Raw genomic sequence first — 16,952 nt, 5'->3', positions numbered from 1 at the left:
GTATTTTGCAGTGGTGACGCTCACCGTGCTCGTGCCAGATGATTTCGGAGTTCAAGCGCTGTCCCAGGTGGACGGTGTCCGGCCGGTCCGGTACGTGCCGGGGGAGCCGCTGCCGCCGGAGGGCGTGAACGCCGAGGTCCTGATCCCGCGGTTCCTCGCGGGCACAGACCCGCGCGAGGTGTTCGCGCAGCTGCCCCAGTTGAAGCTCGTGCAGTTGCTCAGCGCCGGTGCGGAGAACTTCGTCGGCAAGGTGCCCGACGGTGTGCTGCTCTCCACCTGCCGGGGCGCGCACGGTGGCAGCACCGCGGAGTGGGCGATCGGCGCGTTGCTCGCGATCTACCGAGACTTCCTCGTCTTCGAACGGGCCCGTGCCGAGGGCCGCTGGGACTACCACCTCACGGACACCTTGCAGGACAAGAAGGTCCTGATCGTCGGCGCCGGTGATCTCGGTGAGCAGCTCAAGCGCCGCCTCGAACCGTTCGACGCGACGGCGACCCTGGTCGGCCGCACCGCCCGCGACGGCGTGCACGGCCAGGACGAGCTGCCGTCGTTGCTGCCGGAGTTCGACGCCGTGGTCGTCTTCACGCCGATGACCGAGGAGACCCGCCACCTCGTCGACGCGAAGTTCCTGGCCGCGATGAAGGACAACGCGATCCTGGTCAACGGCGCGCGCGGCCCCGTCGTGGACACCGATGCGCTGCTCGCCGAACTGAGCTCCGGGCGGCTGCGCGCGGCGCTGGACGTGACCGACCCCGAACCGCTCCCGGCCGATCATCCACTGTGGACCGCGCCGGGCCTGCTGCTCACCCCGCACGTGGCCGGGTCCTGCACGGGTCACACGCAGCGCGCGTACGCCGTTGCCGCGGCGGAGATCTCGCGGTTCGCCGCGGGAGAAGAGCCGCGCAATCTGGTCCACGGGACTTACTAGGCCATCTGGGTGAAACCAGGCTGCCGTTCGGCTCTCGCGCGCCCGCGCGGGGTCTCCTAGCGTGCGGGCGTGGCTACTCACGACAAAGGCTCGACGAGTTCGAGCGCTTTCTCCGACGACTCGTTCTATTCGAGCAGCGGAGGGGGAGTGCACCACTTCGACGACGGCACGATCAGAGCCGGCGGAGACGCTGCCCAGACCTACGACTCGTCGACGAAGGCGTTCGACAACTCGGGTTACACGCCGCTGGACGTGTCCACTGTGGACGACCGGGACGACGACCTGTTCGACGACGACCGCAAGAAGTTCGGCTGGACGGCGGGCCCCGACATCGGCCTGCTCGGGCTGAGGGCGGTGCTCGGCGGCATCTTCGTGCTGCACGGCCTGCAGAAGGTCTTCGGGCTCTTCGGCGGCCCCGGCATCAACGGCTTCGCGCAGTCGCTGGAGAAGATGGGCTACCGCGAGTCCGTCGTCCTCGCCTGGGTCACCGGCATCACCGAGCTCGCCGGTGGTGGCCTGCTGGTGCTGGGACTCTTCACGCCGCTGGCCGCGGCGGGCCTGCTCGCGGTGATGGCCAACGTCATCGCGCTGCAGTACAAGGGCGGTTTCTTCGGCCCCAACGGCGTCGAGCTGGAGCTGGCACTCGCGGGCATGGCGTTCGCGGCGCTGTTCGCCGGGCCCGGCCGGGCCGCGCTCGACTACAACCGCAGCTGGTTCCGCCACCCGCTGGCGGCCGGGTTCATCGCGCTGGTGATCGGCATCGGCGGCGCCTCGGTCACGTACTTCGTCTTCCGGTAGAAACAGCGCTGTGCGGAAGAACGTGACGGGAGCGGTGCTCCAGTTCGCCCTGCTGGTGATCGGGATCCCGGTCGTCTACCTGGTGGCGCTCCCGTTCGGCCTCACCGCGAAGTCCCTGCTCCCGCCGCTCGGCCTGCTCGCGGGCCTCGTCGTCGGCGGCGTCATGGTCAAGAGAACAGAGCAGCCCGTCAGCGGACCGCTGACGGGCTGGCTCGTGTTCGGCGCCTGTGTGGCGCTCGCGTTCGTTCTTTAGAGGTCCGGGTTGCGCACGGCACCCGTGGACGCGTCCGTCGCCATCCGCGCGTAGGCCCGCAGCGCCGCCGTCACCGGACGGATCCGGTCCACCGGCTGCCACGGACGCTCGGAGGCCTCCATCTTCGCGCGGCGCTCGGCCAGCACGTCGTCGTCCACCAGCAGGTCCAGGCGCCGCTCGTGCACGTCGATCAGGATCCGGTCGCCGTTCTGGACCAGGCCGATCGTGCCGCCGCCCGCCGCCTCCGGCGAGATGTGGCCGATCGACAGGCCCGACGAACCGCCGGAGAACCGGCCGTCCGTGATCAGCGCGCACTTCTTGCCGAGACCGGAGCCCTTGAGGAACGCCGTCGGGTGCAGCATCTCCTGCATGCCGGGACCACCTGAGGGGCCCTCGTAGCGCACGACCAGCACCTCGCCCGGCTGGATCTCCTTGTTCAGGATCGCCGAGACGGCCTGCTCCTGGGACTCGACGACGCGCGCCGGGCCCTCGAAGTGCCACAGCTCCTCGTCGATGCCCGCGGACTTGATGATCGCGCCGCGCTCGGCCAGGTTGCCGCGCAGCACGTTCAGGCCGCCGTCACGGGTGTAGGCGTGCGCGTCGTCGCGGATGCAGCCGCCGGCCGCGTCGGTGTCCAAAGAGGACCAGCGGTTCGACGTCGAGAACGCCTCGGTCGTCCGCACGCCGCCGGGGGCCGCGTGGAACAGCTCGATCGCCTCCGGCGACGGGTTCTCCGCGCGGATGTCCCACTTGCCGAGCCACTCGGCCATCGTCGGCGTGTGCACCGACGTGACGTCGTCGTTCAGCAGGCCGGCGCGGTAGAGCTCGCCCAGCAGCGCGGGGATTCCGCCGGCCCGGTGCACGTCCTCCATGTGGTAGTCGGAGTTCGGCGACACCTTCGACAGGCACGGCACGCGGCGGGACAGGTCGTCGATGTCCTGCAGCGTGAAGTCGATCTCGCCCTCCTGCGCGGCGGCGAGGATGTGCAGCACGGTGTTCGTCGAGCCGCCCATGGCCATGTCGAGCGCCATCGCGTTCTCGAACGCCTTGCGGTTCGCGATCGACCGCGGCAGCGCCGACTCGTCGTCCTCGCCGTACCAGCGCCTGCACAGCTCCACGACGACGCGGCCGGCCTCGGAGAACAGCTCGCGGCGCGCGGCGTGCGTGGCCAGCGTCGAGCCGTTGCCCGGCAGTGACAGGCCCAGCGCCTCGGTGAGGCAGTTCATGGAGTTCGCGGTGAACATGCCGGAGCAGGAACCGCACGTCGGGCACGCGGAGCGCTCGACCTCGGACAGCCCGTCCTCGCTCACGGCGGGGGACGCCGAGGCCGAGATCGCGGTGATCAGGTCGGTCGGCGCGACGGCGACACCCTCGACGACGACGGCCTTGCCGGCCTCCATCGGGCCGCCGGACACGAACACGACGGGGATGTTGAGGCGCATCGCCGCGTTCAGCATGCCGGGGGTGATCTTGTCGCAGTTCGAGATGCAGACGATCGCGTCGGCCTGGTGCGCGTTGACCATGTACTCGACGGAGTCGGCGATGATCTCGCGGCTGGGCAGCGAGTAGAGCATCCCGCTGTGGCCCATGGCGATGCCGTCGTCGACGGCGATGGTGTGGAACTCGCGTGCGACACCGCCCGCCTCGCGCACCGCCTCGGCCACGATGTCCCCGAGATCGCGCAGGTGCACGTGGCCCGGCACGAACTGCGTGTAGGAGTTGGCGATCGCGATGATCGGCTTGCCGAAGTCGCTGTCGGTCATGCCGGTCGCGCGCCAGAGTGCGCGGGCACCGGCTGCGTTGCGACCGTGCGTGGTGGTGCGAGAGCGGAGCTGAGGCACTGCTCCTCCAGATTCAGTTCAAGAAAAAAACGCGCGGGACGCGGGGGTGAGGCGTCCATCAGTCTGGGAGCGGTGCCTCAAAGGTTACTTGTGCGCAGACTCGCCGAGACCAGCAGACAGGCCAGTGCGAGCGTGATCACGTGCACGGCGGTGCACCACAGGCAGATCTTGCCGATGATGAGGAACTCGGCCGCCACCAGGTAAACGACCATCAGGACGCCTACGCCGACCGCCCCCAGGCGCACCCACTTCAGCGCGTCGACCCGCCACGCGAACGGGAGGCAGATCACGGTCAGGAACGCGAAGAACGCCAGCCCGAGGAACGCCACGGGGATGCCCAGGAGCTCCGACTGCTCGCTCGTGGTCACGGTCTCGCAGTCGACGAGCGCGTCGGCCGAGCACAGCAGCGCGTTCGCGTTGAAGTGCGTGTACGTCAGATAAGCCGAGGTCAGCAGGCCTGCGATGGACAGCAGCAGGCTCAGCGGCGGAACTCGTTTGATCACTTCTCCGACTCCACGGCCTCTTCGGCGACTTCCTCTGCGGGCGTCCCGGCGACCGGCTCCTCCTCGGCGACCGGCTCCTCCTTGATCGTCGGGTCCGGCACGAGACCACCGCTGATCAGCGACAACGCCGGGAGGTGCATGAACCGCACCGCGGGCAGCGTCACCTCGGTGTCGTCCTCCTTCACCGCCTTGAGCCAGCCCTTCTGGACCAGCCGGAGCGACTTCAGCTCGGACCACTTCACCGTCGTCGAGCCGAACACGCCGCGGGCCACCAGACCGTCCTCGGTGGCCGTCGTGCGGTTGCGGATCACCCAGTACGCGTAGCCGAGCGGGAGGACGTAGAGCGCTTGCAGCCCCGGAGCGAGCCACGCCACAGGGGTGACGCAGATGGCGATCAAACACGCTGCGAGCAGGGCCGTTGCCGGGATGCGAAAGACCAGCTTCTTCACTCGAAGGATTGTTCCACGTCCACGATCCGGGAATTCCATCCCGCAGAGTTGACGCACTCTTGCGCGAGGCGATAACGTCCGCTTCATGCAGCGCACGCTCGTTCTCGTACTTCTCAGGCGCGTCGACGCCTGAGCCGAACAGCCTGCGTCGACGCGCGACCCTCGCACGACCCTTCTCCGGGTTGTCGAGGGTTTTTTCGTGTCCGGACCCCGATACCCACGAGGCAAACCAATGACCAGCGCACCATCGCGACAGGCTTCCGAGCCCTCGTCGCCACGTCCAGGTCCGCGGCCCAAACCGGCTCCGCCCACTGGCGCGCCGATTCGAGTGACCGGGGCCCAGTCCCTCGTCCGCTCGCTTGAGGCGGTCGGGTGTGAAGTGGTGTTCGGCATTCCCGGCGGGACGATCCTTCCCGCGTACGACCCGCTGCTGGACTCCACGAAGGTCCGGCACATCCTCGTCCGCCACGAGCAGGGCGCAGGACACGCGGCGACCGGATACGCGCAGGCCACCGGCAAGGTCGGGGTCTGCATGGCGACCTCGGGACCGGGTGCGACCAACCTCGTCACCCCCATCGCGGACGCGAACATGGACTCCGTGCCCATCGTCGCGATCACCGGCCAGCAGTCGCGGCCGCTCATCGGCACGGACGCCTTCCAGGAGGCGGACATCTGCGGCATCACGATGCCGATCACCAAGCACAACGTGCTCGTGACCGACCCGGCGGACATCCCGCGGGCGATCGCGGAGGCGTTCCACATCGCGTCGACCGGCCGACCCGGCCCGGTCCTCGTCGACATCCCCAAGGACGTGCTGCAGGAGCAGACCAGCTTCTCGTGGCCGCCCGAGATGCGCCTGCCCGGTTACCGGCCGACGACCCGGCCGCACGGCAAGCAGGTCCGCGAGGCCGCGAAGCTGATCGTGGCCGCCCACAAGCCCGTCTTGTACGTCGGTGGCGGCGTCATCAAGGCCGACGCGCACGCCGAACTGCTGCGCCTCGCCGAGGAGAGCGGCATCCCGGTCGTCACGACGCTGATGGCGCGTGGTGCGTTCCCGGACTCGCACGAGCAGCACATGGGCATGCCCGGCATGCACGGCACCGTCGCGGCCGTCGCGGCGATGCAGAAGTCGGACCTGCTGATCGCGCTGGGCGCACGCTTCGACGACCGCGTCACCGGCCAGCTGAACTCGTTCGCGCCGGACGCGAAGATCATTCACGCGGACATCGACCCGGCCGAGATCTCCAAGAACCGCCGCGCCGACGTGCCGATCGTCGGTGACTGCAAGGAGATCATCACCGAGCTGATCGACGCGCTGCGCACCGAGCGCGAGACCGCGACGAAGGTCGACCTCGCCCCGTGGTGGGCGACGCTGAACTCGATCCGCGAGACGTTCCCGCTGGGCTACGACTGGCCGGAGGACGGCACGCTGTCCCCGCAGTACGTCATCGAGCGGATCGGCAAGCTGTCGCCGGCCGACACGATCTACACCGCGGGCGTCGGCCAGCACCAGATGTGGGCCGCGCAGTTCGTGAAGTACGAGCACCCGCGCACGTGGATCAACTCCGGCGGCCTCGGCACGATGGGCTTCGCCGTTCCCGCCGCGATGGGCATCAAGGCCGGTGAGCCTGGCCGCACGGTGTGGGCCATCGACGGCGACGGCTGCTTCCAGATGACCAACCAGGAGCTCGCCACCTGCGCCATCGAGGGCCTGCCGGTCAAGATCGCCGTGATCAACAACGGCAACCTGGGCATGGTCCGCCAGTGGCAGACGCTGTTCTACGGCGAGCGGTACTCCAACACGGATCTGGGGACGCACAAGCACCGCATCCCAGACTTCAAGCTCCTGGCGGAAGCCCTCGGTTGTGCGGGCCTGCGCGCCGAGTCGCGCGAGGAGGTGGACGAGGTGATCGGCAAGGCGTTGGAGATCAACGACCGCCCCGTGGTCGTCGACTTCGTCGTCGGCAAGGACGCCCAGGTGTGGCCCATGGTCGCGGCGGGCACCGGCAACTCCGAGATCATGGCCGCCCGCGGCATCCGCCCCCTGTTCGATGAGGACCTGTGATGACCAGGCACACGCTGAGCGTTTTGGTCGAGGACAAGCCCGGTGTGCTCGCGCGCGTCGCCGGCCTGTTCTCCCGCCGCGGCTTCAACATCGAGTCGCTCGCGGTCGGCCGCACCGAGTACCCCGACATCTCGCGCATGACGATCGTGGTGTCGGTCGACGAGCTGCCGCTGGAGCAGGTGACCAAGCAGCTCAACAAGCTCATCAACGTCATCAAGATCGTGGAGCTGGAGCCGAGTGCTTCCGTTCAGCGGCAACTGGTGCTGATCAAGGTCCGCGCGGACGCGACGGTGCGGTCGCAGGTCCTCGAGACCGTTCAGCTCTTCCGCGCGAAGGTCGTCGACGTGTCCCCGGAAGCGGTCACGATCGAGGCCACCGGCACGTCTGAAAAACTCGACGCGTTGCTGCGCATGCTGGAGCCCTACGGGCTTCGCGAAATCGTCCAGTCCGGCATGGTCGCCATCGGCCGTGGCGCTCGTTCCATCACCGCCACCGCGGTTCGTTAGTACTAGAAAGAGGGAAACACTGTGAGCGTCGAGATCTTCTACGACGACGATGCCGACCTGAGCATCATCCAGGGCCGCAAGGTGGCCGTGATCGGCTACGGCAGCCAGGGCCACGCCCACGCGCTGTCCCTGCGCGACTCGGGCGTCGAGGTCCGCATCGGCCTGCAGGAGGGCTCCAAGTCCCGCGCCAAGGCGGAAGAAGAGGGCCTCGAGGTCGGCACCCCGGCCGAGGTCTCCGCGTGGGCCGACGTGATCATGATCCTGGCGCCGGACACCGCGCAGCGCCACATCTACGCCGACGAGATCGCCGCGAACCTCAACGAGGGTGACGCGATCTTCTTCGGCCACGGCTTCAACATCCGCTACGGCCTCATCACGGTCCCGTCCGGTGTGGACGTCGCCATGGTCGCGCCGAAGGGCCCCGGCCACCTCGTGCGCCGCCAGTTCGTCGACGGCAAGGGCGTCCCGGCGCTCATCGCGGTCGAGCAGGACGCCTCCGGCAACGCGCAGGCCCTCGCCCTGTCCTACGCCAAGGGCATCGGCGGCACGCGCGCCGGCGTCATCAAGACGACGTTCAAGGAAGAGACCGAGACCGACCTCTTCGGCGAGCAGGCCGTCCTCTGCGGTGGCGCCTCCGCGCTCGTCCAGGCGGGCTTCGAGGTCCTCACCGAGGCGGGCTACGCCCCTGAGGTCGCGTACTTCGAGTGCCTGCACGAGCTCAAGCTGATCGTCGACCTCATGTACGAGGGCGGCATCGCCCGCATGCGCTACTCGATCTCCGACACCGCCGAGTTCGGTGACCTGACCCGCGGCCCGCGCGTCGTCACCGCCTCCGTGAAGGAGGAGATGAAGAAGATCCTGGGCGAGATCCAGGACGGCACCTTCGCGAACGAGTGGGTGGCCGAGGACGACAACGGCCGCGCGAACTACAAGAAGCTGCAGCAGGAGGGTGAGAACCACCCGATCGAGGTCACCGGCAAGAAGCTGCGCGACATGATGTCGTGGGTGGACCGCCCGATCACCGAGACCGCCTGAGTCTTTCCTCAAGGGAGGCCCGTGGAGCGTGTGTGACGCCCCGCGGGCCTTTCCGCTAGCGTTTTCCGCATGACCGAGAGTGCGCCGATCTACGACGACAAGGCCCACGTGCGCGGCAAGCTGGACCTCCGCAACGCGCAGTGGAAGCGGCCGCCGGAGCCGGAGCCGGAAGACGGCCACGTCGAGATCGCCTTCATCGAGCACACCGACGGCGCCACGTACGTCGCCATGCGCAACTCCAAGCAGCTGGAGCCCGTCCTCACCTTCACGATGGCGGAGTGGGACGCGTTCGTGCTGGGTGCGAAGGACGGGGAGTTCGACGAGCCCTGGTGACCGCGCCGGCCACCTCCTCCAGCGGCGACGTCCCGTCGACGATCACCGCACCGAGCCCCCGGTAACGGGCCTCGATCCGGGCGTTGTGCCACAGCGAGGCCGCCAGCTCCTCGGGATGCTTCCCGAACGAGTTGGTCGTACGGCCCGCCAGCCTCTCGCGAAGCGTCTCGTCGTCGATCACCAGGCACACGACCGCGTCGAAGAGGTCGCGGACCTCCTCCTCGTTCTCGACACCGCCGAACAGGAACACGTCCCGGTCCAGAGCCTCGGCGGTGAGCGCCACGACCCGCTCCCGGCTGATCTGCCAGCCGTACCGGTCGAGCCACCCGGCGGGCACGGGGTCCGGCGGGTCGACGACGACCTCACCGCTCGCCCGGTCCACCCAGTGGTTGTAGCCCTCCCAGTCCGCGTCGATCGCCTGCTGCCCGCGTGTTCTGAGCAGGGCACAGACCGTCGACTTGCCCGACCCGGACACGCCGGTCACCCACACCAGTGGCATCGGCGGAGGGTCGCACGGGCCTGGTGCGGTGAGCGACCGAATTGGACGCGGTGGCGAGGTGGGCGGAGTGGCCAGAGGGTGGTCGCCACGGGTTCGGCGGCTGCGGGTGCGGTGTCGGTGGCAGTCGCCGAGGCGAGGCGAGGCTCTACGGGTCAACCAGCACCCTCCACCACGGGCCGCCCACCACGCACCCAGGTAGTTCCGTCTCTGCCTGACGGACCACCCGCACAAAGGCGACCGAGCCACGCAAACCCGTCACCCGCTGAACGCCACCACTGGTACGCCACCGGACCAACTGGCAACGCGCCCCGCAGTCAACGCTCCACCGCGTCCCAACCCCTGGGCGCCACTCTGACGGGTGAACGGCACGTCCAGCCCGACCCTGTCCCATACTGCAAGACGCGGGCGGTGACCTGAGCCACCCGGCGGAATCAGCGCGCAAGGCCCCTGTCTATGCTCGTTAACAGTCCGGACACATTGCGGTGCTCCGGTCGGCGCGGGCCAGCCGCCCCCGACCACGCCCGCGCCCCACGATCCGACCCTTCCTGGGAGCGATGTCCGTGAGCAACACGAGCCGACCTGTTGTCCTCATCGCCGAGAAGCTCGCGCCGTCCGTGCTGGACGCTCTCGGTGACGGCGTCGAAGTGCGCCACGTAGACGGCACCGACCGCCCGGCACTCCTCGAAGCCGTCGCGGACGCCGACGCCCTGCTCGTCCGGTCCGCCACCCAGGTGAACGCCGAGGTCTTCGCGGCCACGCGCAAGCTCAAGGTCGTGGCGCGCGCGGGTGTGGGCCTCGACAACGTCGAGGTGCCGGCCGCCACGCAGAACGGCGTGATGGTCGTCAACGCACCGACGTCCAACATCGTCAGCGCCGCCGAGCACGCCGTCGCGCTGCTGCTGAGCGTCGCGCGCCAGATCCCGGCCGCGCACGAGACGCTGCAGAACCACGAGTGGAAGCGCTCCAAGTTCAACGGCGTCGAGCTCAACGGCAAGACGGTCGGCGTGGTCGGCCTCGGCAAGATCGGCCAGCTGTTCGCGCAGCGCATCGCCGCGTTCGGTGTCGAGCTCATCGCCTACGACCCGTACGTGTCCGCCGCGCGCGCCGCCCAGCTCGGTATCGAGCTCGTCACGCTGGAGGAGCTGCTGGAGCGCGCCGACGCGATCAGCATCCACCTGCCGAAGACGCCGGAGACCAAGGGCCTCATCGGCGCCGAGCAGCTGGCGAAGTCCAAGCGCGGCGTCATCATCGTCAACGCGGCCCGCGGTGGCCTCATCGACGAGGAGGCGCTCGCCGAGGCCGTCAAGGAAGGCCAGGTCGGCGGCGCCGGCATCGACGTCTTCTCCACCGAGCCCACGACCGAGAGCCCGCTGTTCAACGTGCCGGGCATCGTCGTCACCCCGCACCTCGGCGCGTCCACGGCCGAGGCGCAGGACCGCGCGGGCACCGACGTCGCGAAGAGCGTCATCCTCGCGCTCGCCGGCGAGTTCGTGCCGGACGCCGTCAACGTCCAGGGCGGTGCTGTCGGCGAGGAGGTCCGCCCGTACCTGCCGCTGGTGCAGAAGCTCGGCACCGTCCTCAGTGCACTGTCGCCCAAGGCCCCGACCAGCGTCACCGTCGAGGTCCGCGGCGAACTGTCCACTGAGGACGTCGCGATCCTGCCGCTCGCCGCGCTGCGCGGGGTGTTCTCCAAGGTCGTCGAGTCGCAGGTGACGTTCGTGAACGCGCCGAGCCTCGCCGCGGACCTGGGTGTGAGCGTCGAGCTCGTCAAGGAGACCGAGAGCCCGAACCACCGCAGCCTCGTCACGGTCAAGGCCGTGCACGCGGACGGCAGCACGTTCAGCGTCTCCGGCACGGTCAGCGGCATCGCGCAGGTCGAGAAGCTGGTGAACATCAACGGCCGCAACTTCGACCTGAGGGCCGAAGGCACCGTGCTGCTGCTGGAGTACCCGGACCGTCCGGGCGTCATGGGCACGGTCGGCACGCTGCTCGGCGAGGCCGGCGTGAACATCGAGGCCGCGCAGATCAGCCAGACCGGCAACGACGCGGTGATGGTGCTGCGCGTCGACCGCCCGGTCGACACGCAGGTGCTCGACCCGATCGGTGCCTCCGTCGGTGCGCGCACCGTTCGCTCTGTCGACTTCGGATAGTCACGACAAACCGGGAAGGGGACGGCAAAGTCCCCTTCCCGTGTTCATCGTCGTTCACAACGAAGTCGTAACAGGCAACTATCCGTAGACCATATTCATACTTTCGGGGCAGTCGCAGAGACACGATCAGCGATTAGCGTCCCCACGAGGTTGACCCGGTGCCGTAGAGGGCACGGCACTGTTTCTTCGGGTCGAAGGCACACACCTCGGTTGGGGCAACGTTGTGAAGAGACGATCAAGTCTGGTGGTGTTCTCTGCCATCACCAGTTTGCTGATCGCACCTGCCACGGCACAGGCGCAGAGCGAACCGCTCGCGCAGCCGGTCAAAGGTGCGCACGGGTTGGACGCGAAAGCGTTGGCCCTCAAGGTTTCTCCCAGGCTGAACGCCGCGGGTGCGGTGACCGCGTTCGTCGCGCTGGACCGCAAGCCCGCCGTCGACGCGTTCGACGAGAAGAAGAGCCAGGGCAAAGAGGTCGCGAAGCAGGCCGCCAAGCAGGCAAAGAACGACACGTCGGCCGCGGTCGACCAGGTCGTCGGTGAGCTCAAGGCGAAGGACACCGCCACCAAGGAGCTCTACCGCACCTCCAACGGCGTCCCCGGCGTCGTCGTGAAGGCCGACGCGCAGAAGGTCCGCGAGCTCGCGCAGCGCGCCGACGTCCTCGCTGTCTACCCGGTCGTGGCGAAGAAGCGCCAGAACTCGAACGCCGTCCAGCTCACCAGGACGCTCAACGTCTGGCAGCAGTACGGCAAGCTCGGCGACGACATCCGCGTCGGCATCATCGACACCGGTGTCGACTACACGCACGCGAACTTCGGCGGCCCCGGCACGGTCGACGCGTTCCGCGCCGTCGACCCGCGCGCGAAGGACCCGAACTTCCCGACCGCGAAGGTCGTCGGCGGGTACGACTTCGTCGGCGAGGACTACGACGGGGAGAGCACCGACCCGGCGATCAACACGCCGAAGCCGGACCCGAACCCGATCGACTGCAACGGCCACGGCTCGCACGTAGCGGGCACCACGGCCGGTTTCGGTGAGAACGCCGACGGCAGCACGTTCAAGGGCGACTACACCAAGCTCGACGCCGCGAAGCTCAACGAGATGAAGATCGGCCCCGGCACCGCGCCGAAGGCCCAGATCTTCGCGCTGAAGGTCTTCGGCTGCGAGGGCTCGACCAACGTCACCTCGCAGGCCCTCGACTGGTCGCTCGACCCTGACGGCGACGGCGACTTCTCCGACCACCTCGACGTGGTCAACCTGTCGCTCGGCTCCGACTACGGCGCCCCGGACGACCCCGACAGCCTCTTCGTGAAGAAGCTGTACAAGGTCGGCGTCATGCCGGTCTTCTCCGCGGGCAACGGCGGCGACCTCTACGACATCGGCGGCTCGCCGGGCAACACGCCAGAGGCGCTGACCGTCGCGTCCGTGCGCGACTCGTTCGTGCTGCGCGACGGCGCCGAGGTGAAGGGCCAGGGCCTCAAGCCCGGTCAGTACAGCCAGAGCTTCGCCGGTTACCTGGGCTACAACAAGGAACTGCCGGTCGTGAAGCTGACCCAGGCGGGCAACGCCGACGGCTGTCTCGCGATCACGGACAACGTCGCCGGCAAGTTCGTGTGGCTGGAGTGGGACGACAACGACGCCACGCGCCGCTGTGGTTCCGCCGTCCGCGCGAACAACGTGCAGGCCGCAGGCGGCCAGGGCGTGCTCCTTTCGTCCACTTTGGAGAACTTCGCGGCGGGCATCGCCGGCAACGCGGGCATCCCGATGTTCCAGTTCACCGGCTCCGCCACCGCGGCGATCCGCCCGGCGCTGAACGCGGGCACGCTGGTCGTCCGCCTCGCGGGTGACCTGCGCACCTCGACGCCGACGTACGACCAGTCCATTTCGGACACCCCGAGCGCGTTCACCAGCCGTGGCACCCGCGGCCAGTCCATCAAGCCGGACGTCGCGGCCCCCGGTGACACGATCTCGTCGACCGCCGTCGGTTCCGGCAACGACCGCCTGGTGATCTCGGGTACGTCGATGGCGTCCCCGCACGTCGCCGGCATCGCCGCCCTGGTCCGCCAGGCGCACCCGGACTGGACGCTGGAAGAGGTCAAGGCCGCGATCATGAACACGTCCGGTGCGGACGTGAAGGAGGACGGCAAGACCTTCGCCCCCAACCGGGTCGGCACCGGCCGCGTGGACGGCAAGTCCGCGATCGACAACCAGGTCCTCGCCTACGTCGAGGAGGACAACGGTTACGTCAGCGCGAACTTCGGCGTCGTCGAGGTCTCGAAGCCGGTCGAGAAGTCCAAGACCATCAAGCTGGTCAACAAGTCCACGAAGTCCGTGGAGTACAAGGTCGGCTACACCGCGGCCACGACGATCCCCGGCGTGAGCTACGTGCTCTCGCAGGACAAGGTGAAGCTGAGCCCGCGCGGTGTCGCGAAGGTCAAGGTCACCCTGAAGATCACCGACCCGAAGGCCCTGCGCAAGACGGTCGACTCGACGGTCGAGCCGAACCAGCTCGACGTGCCGCGGCAGTTCCTCGCGGACGCCTCCGGTCGCGTGACCTTCACGCCGACCGCCGGCGCCACCGTGCCGCTGCGCCTGTCGGTCTACTCGGCGCCGAAGCCGGTCGCGGACATCAAGACCGCGTCCAGCCTCAAGTTCTCCGGCAACAGCAAGCAGGCCGTCCTGAACGTGTCCGGCAAGGGCATCGACCAGGGCACCGGCTCGCAGGCCTACCGCTCGCTGATCAGCGTTCTCGAGCTGCAGGCCCAGTCGCCGAAGCTGCGCGACTGCAAGCGCAACGTCACCGAGAACTGCGCGCTCAACGAGACCGCCAAGGGCGGCGACCTCCGCTACGTCGGCGCGGCCTCCACGGCCCCGCTGGCCAAGGCGCAGGGCAAGCCCGAGGAGGCGCTGCTCGCGTTCGGTGTCGCGACCTGGGGCAACTGGTACAACCTGGGCAAGAACACCATCCCGTTCGTCGACATCGACACCAACGGTGACGGCACCGCGGACTTCGAGGTGTTCGCGACCCGCCTGACCGACACCGACCTGCTGGTCGCGTCCACCGTGGACCTGAAGACGGGCGAGACCGTCGACATCCAGGGCGTGAACGGCCTGTTCGGCGACGTCGACGCGAACGTCCAGGACACCAACGTCGTCGTCCTGCCGGTGCTGCTGAGCGCATTGGGCATCGACGCGACGAAGGACACGGCGCGCCTCTCGTACGTCGTGGGCACCGGCGGCTACTACCCGGCGCCGGGCAACGCGAACAAGCTGATCGACGTGATCGACCGCAACCTGTCCTTCGACCCGCTCAAGCCGGGTCTGTGGGCGCAGGGCGGCGGCGACGCGGCGCTCTCGTACCTCGCGAAGCCGGGCACCGCGCTCGTCGTCAACAAGAACGAGGCCTCGCTGAAGGCCGACAAGTCCGACGGCCTGCTGGTCCTCAACCACCACAACGCCAACGGCGACCGCGCGTCGGTCGTCCTGGTGAGGTCGGGTGGCCGGGGCAGCGCCTACTAGACCGCTCCCCTAGCCGCACGCGGGGACCTTTCGTACTGCATGTCAGTACGAAAGGTCCCCGCGTGCGTTTGGTAAGCGGGGGCGTCACCCCTTGACGCGACCCCGTTCCTGCGGTCGAGTGACACTCGAAAGCGTGATATGGGCCGTGTGGGTGTCCCGCAGTACGGGAGATAACACCCCGATGGGGTGTCCGGCATGCGGCGGGCGGCCTGGATGCCGGTAGCCTTTCGCGAAGGAAAGTAGTCCCACCAATTGGGGACTGACACCTGGGAGGTGTGTGGATGCGGCTCGCAGTGATCCCAGGAGACGGGATCGGGCCCGAGGTCATCGCTGAGGCCCTGAAGGTCCTCGGTGAGGTCGTTCCGGCGGCCGAGATCACTCGCTACGACCTCGGCGCGGCGCGCTGGCACGCCACGGGAGAGTTGTTGCCCGAGTCGGTGCTGGGTGAGCTTCGCCAGCACGACGCGATCCTGCTCGGCGCTGTCGGCGATCCGTCGGTGCCGAGCGGAATTCTGGAGCGGGGCCTTCTTCTGCGGCTGCGCTTCGAACTCGACCACCACGTGAACCTCCGCCCGGCTCGTCTCTACCCCGGTGTCCGCAGCCCGCTCGCGGACCCGCCGGAGATCGACATGGTGGTGGTGCGCGAGGGCACCGAGGGCCCGTACGCGGGCAACGGCGGCCTGCTCCGCAAGGACACGCCGCACGAGATCGCCACCGAGGTCTCGCTGAACACCTCGTTCGGCGTCGAGCGCGTGGTCCGGGACGCCTTCGCGCGTGCCGCGAACCGCCAGCGCCGGCACCTGACCTTGGTGCACAAGACGAACGTCCTCACGCACGCCGGCTCGTTGTGGTCGCGCGTCGTGGAGGAGGTCTCGCTGCAGCACCCGGACGTCACCGTTGCCTACCAGCACGTGGACGCGGCGACCATTCACATGGTCACCGACCCGGGCCGCTACGACGTGATCGTCACCGACAACCTGTTCGGCGACATCCTGACCGACCTCGCCGCCGCCGTCACGGGTGGTATCGGCCTGGCCGCGTCGGGGAACATGGACGTGACCCGTCGCAACCCGTCGATGTTCGAGCCGGTCCACGGTTCGGCACCGGACATCGCGGGCCAGGGCATCGCGGACCCGACGGCCGCCGTGCTGTCGGTCGCGCTGCTGCTCGACCACCTCGGCGAGCACGAGTCGGCACGCAGGATCGAGGCCTCCGTGGCCTTTGATCTCGCTACCAGGGACCACCAGTCGCCTGGGGCCACCTACGCCATCGGCGATCGTCTCGCGGCACTCGTGTCGTCGAACGTTCGCACTGGCTGAGGTTCATCCGCTAGACGCACGCGGGGACCTTTCGTACTGCATGTCAGTACGAAAGGTCCCCGCGTGCGTTTCAGAGCTGGCCGTTGGCCTCACGCCACGCGCGCTCCTTCTGGATCCACTCGTTGTCCTGCGGGAACTCGTCGATCGTCGGCACGCGCCGGATCTCGGTCTTGAACCCCGGGCCGGCCATCGGCATGCGCTTGGCCCACTCGATCGCCTCCTCCTTCGACGAGACGTTGAGCAGGTAGAAGCCGTTGAACAGCTCCTTGGTCTCGCCGTAGGGGCCGTCCGTGATCACCGGCGGCTCGGAGGAGTAGTCGACGACGACGCCCTCGGTCGGCTCGGAGAGACCCTCGGCGGCCAGCAGCACACCGGCGCGGATCAGTTCCTCGTTGAACGCGCCGACCGTCTCCAGCATCTTGTCGAAGTCGAAGTCGCCCATGTTCGCGTAGGCCTCGTCGGTGGCGCGCATGATCAGGATGTACTTCACGGTGGATCTCCTCGCTCGGTGTCTTCCTCGGTGACGTCCACAGGTCGAACGGGCCGCGGGCCGGATCGACATCACACCCGAAAATTTTCGAACTTTCTGTTTCCGCAGGTAGGGTCGCCTCAGTCGTGCGTGGGGGAAGACCGGTCGAAGTCCGGCGCTGACCCGCAACGGTAGGCCCCACCAGGGGCGAGCCCGAGTACCCGCGCGCGATGCGAAGCCAGTGCAGGCGCCCCGGCGTTTCCCTCGGGTCAAACGCCCTGCCTGTA

The 16,952-nt window shown here is 68.5% G+C and carries 15 protein-coding genes and 1 riboswitch; of the genes, 10 read left to right on the top strand and 5 right to left on the bottom strand.

The annotated features are described in order from the left end of the window. Positions 1–13: 13 nt before the first annotated feature. The 3 genes from ACSHWB_RS06600 (at position 14) to ACSHWB_RS06590 (ending at position 1,979) form a co-directional block, all read left to right on the top strand. Positions 14–928, top strand: a complete 915-nt coding sequence (locus tag ACSHWB_RS06600) for a 2-hydroxyacid dehydrogenase (protein ID WP_439661182.1) — start codon at positions 14–16, stop codon at positions 926–928. 69 nt (positions 929–997) lie between these two features. Further along, positions 998–1,726, top strand: coding sequence for a DoxX family protein (locus ACSHWB_RS06595; protein ID WP_439661181.1), 729 nt, complete (start codon positions 998–1,000; stop codon positions 1,724–1,726). A gap of 10 nt (positions 1,727–1,736) precedes the next feature. Next, complete coding sequence (locus ACSHWB_RS06590) at positions 1,737–1,979, top strand: hypothetical protein (RefSeq protein ID WP_439661180.1); 243 nt, start codon at positions 1,737–1,739, stop codon at positions 1,977–1,979. Here ACSHWB_RS06590 and ilvD read toward each other — a convergent pair. From ilvD to ACSHWB_RS06575, 3 genes are all read right to left on the bottom strand, one after another. Beyond that, positions 1,976–3,820 carry a dihydroxy-acid dehydratase gene (gene ilvD / locus ACSHWB_RS06585; RefSeq protein WP_439661179.1) on the bottom strand — a complete coding sequence of 615 codons (1,845 nt, stop codon included), beginning with the start codon at positions 3,818–3,820 and terminating at the stop codon, positions 1,976–1,978. The two genes, ACSHWB_RS06590 and ilvD, sit on opposite strands and share 4 nt — an antisense overlap. A 77-nt stretch (positions 3,821–3,897) precedes the next feature. Next, a complete protein-coding gene (locus ACSHWB_RS06580) occupies positions 3,898–4,323 on the bottom strand; it encodes a vitamin K epoxide reductase family protein (protein ID WP_439661178.1) in 426 nt (141 codons plus the stop codon). Next, a complete protein-coding gene (locus tag ACSHWB_RS06575) occupies positions 4,320–4,772 on the bottom strand; it encodes a PH domain-containing protein (RefSeq protein WP_439661177.1) in 453 nt (150 codons plus the stop codon). The genes ACSHWB_RS06580 and ACSHWB_RS06575 overlap by 4 nt, the downstream gene beginning before the upstream one ends. Positions 4,773–5,004: 232 nt before the next feature. Here ACSHWB_RS06575 and ACSHWB_RS06570 point away from each other — a divergent pair, with 232 nt between their 5' ends. From ACSHWB_RS06570 to ACSHWB_RS06555, 4 genes are all read left to right on the top strand, one after another. After that, complete coding sequence (locus ACSHWB_RS06570) at positions 5,005–6,837, top strand: acetolactate synthase large subunit (RefSeq protein ID WP_360049108.1); 1,833 nt, start codon at positions 5,005–5,007, stop codon at positions 6,835–6,837. Continuing rightward, a complete protein-coding gene (gene ilvN / locus ACSHWB_RS06565) occupies positions 6,837–7,343 on the top strand; it encodes an acetolactate synthase small subunit (protein WP_030479767.1) in 507 nt (168 codons plus the stop codon). The genes ACSHWB_RS06570 and ilvN overlap by 1 nt, the downstream gene beginning before the upstream one ends. A gap of 21 nt (positions 7,344–7,364) precedes the next feature. After that, entirely contained in the window at positions 7,365–8,378 is a 1,014-nt protein-coding gene (gene ilvC, locus ACSHWB_RS06560; RefSeq protein WP_030479766.1) for a ketol-acid reductoisomerase, read from the top strand. Between the two features lie 69 nt (positions 8,379–8,447). Further along, a complete protein-coding gene (locus ACSHWB_RS06555) occupies positions 8,448–8,711 on the top strand; it encodes a DUF397 domain-containing protein (RefSeq protein ID WP_090051086.1) in 264 nt (87 codons plus the stop codon). On the opposite strand, the gene ACSHWB_RS06550 is transcribed toward ACSHWB_RS06555, so the two are convergent. Beyond that, positions 8,644–9,210 (bottom strand): AAA family ATPase, encoded by a 567-nt coding sequence (locus ACSHWB_RS06550; RefSeq protein ID WP_439661176.1) that lies wholly within the window; start codon positions 9,208–9,210, stop codon positions 8,644–8,646. The genes ACSHWB_RS06555 and ACSHWB_RS06550 overlap by 68 nt on opposite strands. A 560-nt stretch (positions 9,211–9,770) precedes the next feature. On the opposite strand from ACSHWB_RS06550, the gene serA reads away from it, so the two are divergent. From serA to ACSHWB_RS06535, 3 genes are all read left to right on the top strand, one after another. Further along, entirely contained in the window at positions 9,771–11,360 is a 1,590-nt protein-coding gene (gene serA, locus ACSHWB_RS06545; protein ID WP_439661175.1) for a phosphoglycerate dehydrogenase, read from the top strand. Between the two features lie 241 nt (positions 11,361–11,601). Next, positions 11,602–14,877: a S8 family serine peptidase gene (locus tag ACSHWB_RS06540; protein ID WP_439664536.1), complete on the top strand. Its 3,276-nt coding sequence runs from the start codon at positions 11,602–11,604 to the stop codon at positions 14,875–14,877. 281 nt (positions 14,878–15,158) lie between these two features. Continuing rightward, positions 15,159–16,196 carry a 3-isopropylmalate dehydrogenase gene (locus ACSHWB_RS06535; protein WP_093593785.1) on the top strand — a complete coding sequence of 346 codons (1,038 nt, stop codon included), beginning with the start codon at positions 15,159–15,161 and terminating at the stop codon, positions 16,194–16,196. Positions 16,197–16,266: 70 nt separating this feature from the next. Here ACSHWB_RS06535 and ACSHWB_RS06530 read toward each other — a convergent pair whose 3' ends face one another. Further along, a complete protein-coding gene (locus ACSHWB_RS06530) occupies positions 16,267–16,686 on the bottom strand; it encodes a YciI family protein (protein ID WP_439661174.1) in 420 nt (139 codons plus the stop codon). A gap of 106 nt (positions 16,687–16,792) precedes the next feature. Beyond that, a riboswitch (cobalamin riboswitch) is annotated at positions 16,793–16,908 on the top strand. The last annotated feature ends 44 nt before the right edge of the window (positions 16,909–16,952 follow it).

This window comes from Lentzea sp. HUAS TT2 (assembly GCF_051853195.1).
GTDB lineage: Bacteria > Actinomycetota > Actinomycetes > Mycobacteriales > Pseudonocardiaceae > Lentzea.
This window is presented reverse-complemented; position numbering and strand designations above follow the sequence as displayed.